The organism is Terrisporobacter muris, from assembly GCF_024621905.1.
Lineage (GTDB): Bacteria > Bacillota > Clostridia > Peptostreptococcales > Peptostreptococcaceae > Terrisporobacter > Terrisporobacter muris.
On sequence record NZ_JANKBY010000417.1, the window covers coordinates 1 to 2,632 of the forward strand.

The following is a 2,632-nucleotide window of genomic DNA, read 5'->3' on the forward strand; positions in this document are numbered from 1 at the left end:
TTTAAAGGCATCAAGTTTCCCCCTTTATAACTGATAATAATATCTTTTCTATTTACAAAATTACATAGTTTTTGTCTGTTACCAAAAAATACTATTCTTGAGTATAAATTTCATATTTTCTTCTCTTTTTTTATCATATAAGTTATATTATCATAATTATATTAAATATTTTGTCACTTTCTGGATAGAAATAAAAAAGTTATACACGACAAAAAAAGCCTTATTCAAGGCTTTTTTCTGATTTTAATTCTTTTCTCAACTTTTTAAGAGCTTTTTTTTCAATTCTTGATACATACGAGCGTGATATGTCTAGCTTTTGAGATATTTCTCTTTGAGTTTTATATCCCAAAGGTGTAAGTCCATACCTTAATTGGATAATTTCTTTTTCTCGTTCTGTTAGAATTTTATCCAGTTTTTCATAAAGCTTACTTATTTGTACTTTTAGTTCAACCTGATCTATCACATAATCTGGCTCTGTACCTAATATATCTATTAAGCTAATGGAATTCCCTTCCTTATCTACACCAATAGGGTCTTGAAGAGAAACTTGCACCTTATTTTTTTTATTAGTTCTGATATTCATTAGAATTTCATTTTCTATACATTTTGATGCATAAGTTGCTAATCTAGTTCCCTTATCCACTTTAAATGTCTCAATGGCCTTAATTAAACCAATGGTACCTATTGATATAAGATCGTCTTGGTCCTCATTAGAATTATTATATTTTTTTGCTATATGAGCAACTAATCTCATGTTCCTCTCTATTAGTATTTCTTTAGCTTCTTGATTATTTTCATTTTTTAATAAAGATAAATAATGTATCTCTTCTTCAGGGGTTAATGGTTTTTCAAATGATTTTAGAATAGTCAACAGGCCACCCCCTTTTTTAGGTGTCACTCTAAATTATATGAAAGTGGCCTTCTAAAGTTGACTATTCTTTGTTAAATTTATTTTAAATTTTCACAGATTTCTTTAAAAATTGGAGTTGCTGATTTGCTTTCTTTTTCTGTTCCCTCAACTATAACAGTTATTGCATATTTAGGATTTATCTCTGGATAAAAGCCTGTAATCCATCCGTGAGATATGGCCTTACCATTCAAACTACTTTGAGCAGTTCCTGTTTTTACTCCACATCCACCTTGCAGATTTACTAATGCTTTAGCTGTACCTTCCTTTGATACTTTCATCATCATATTTTTGATTTTAGTCATAGTATAAGGAGATATTATGTCTGATTTTTTATTAGGTTTATATGCTTTTATAGTATTTTCATTATTATCTATAATACTATCATATATGTATAGTGGCATATATGTTCCATTATTAGCTATAATTTGAGTCAGCTGATTAATTTGAAGTGGAGTAAATTCTATATCAGCCTGACCAATAGCTAAGTTACTTAGAGCTATATTCTCTGGTAACTTAGAATCTTTTTCTTCATCTATTCCTATATCCACTTTTTCATCTAAATATAGTGTTTTTATAGCTTCATATATTTTTTCACTACCTACTCTTTTTGCTATATCATAAAATGCACAATTACAAGAGTTAGCAAATGCATCACTTATATCTTCTGCACCATGAGCAACATTATTATTACAATTTAAAACTTCACTAGAAGACCCTATTTTTATACTTCCATTGCAATTATATCTGTAATTTTCATCTATTACATTATTTTCTAATGCTGCATATAATACTACTAATTTAAATACAGATCCTGGGGGATATGTAACAGCCAATGCTCTATTTTGTAACTCTCCTTTAGTACTATCTTTATAATCTGAAATTTTATTTTGATTAAAGTTTGGCCTTGAGCACATTGCTAAAATTGCTCCTGATTTAATATCAGAAATTATAACTGCACTTGGATTTTCTTCTTTATCCATAAGTTTTTCTACTTTTTGTTGTATTTTAGAATCTATACTTAATTTTAGATGGGAAGAATTTTCGCTATTTGAATTTTCTTCAATACTACCCTTTAAGTATTTAAGACCTTTACTATTTACACCTGCTTTAAATACTGACACATAGTTTTTATTGCTATCTTTCAATTCTTCATTCATATATTTTTCTATTCCACTAACTCCATTATTTTCTGATTTTTTTATATATCCTATTAAATGAGTTAGTAAATTACTATTTGAGTATCTAACTGTCTTTTCTTTCACTAAAATATTTTTTTCTTTTAGTTCTTCTATTTTACTTTTATCAATATAGTCAATATCTATTTCAATAATTTCATTTGATAACTGTTCTTGTACAGATTTATATATATCTTCTTCAGTTAATTTTGTTGCTTTTTTTATAAGCGCAACATTTTTAAAATTGCCACTTACTATATCTTTTGGTACAAGCAATACCTTACTCTTTTTCTGATCTGTAAGAGGTAAATTATTTTTATCATAGATAATTCCTCTTCCACTATTTAGATTTATTGTTTCCAAACTTTGACTATCTATTTTACTTTCATATTCTTCATTTTTAAATATTGTTAAATTTACTATTTCGTATGTTAGATAAGTACACAATAATAAAAAAACAATAAAAAAAAATTTTATTCTTCTTTTTATTAATTTATTTGATGTATTTTTTTTCTTCCTCGTCATTTAATCACCTCTTATCCTTTGT

General features: G+C 26.7%; 2 protein-coding genes. Both read right to left on the reverse strand.

The window, feature by feature from the left end:
- Positions 1-220: 220 nt before the first annotated feature.
- A complete protein-coding gene (gene sigK, locus NSA58_RS18610; RefSeq protein WP_039679406.1) occupies positions 221-871 on the reverse strand; it encodes an RNA polymerase sporulation sigma factor SigK in 651 nt (216 codons plus the stop codon).
- Positions 872-948: 77 nt separating this feature from the next.
- The gene (locus NSA58_RS18615) at positions 949-2,610 is read right to left on the reverse strand and encodes a peptidoglycan D,D-transpeptidase FtsI family protein (protein WP_039679405.1); all 1,662 of its coding nucleotides are present in this window, start codon (positions 2,608-2,610) and stop codon (positions 949-951) included.
- Positions 2,611-2,632 lie beyond the last annotated feature (22 nt).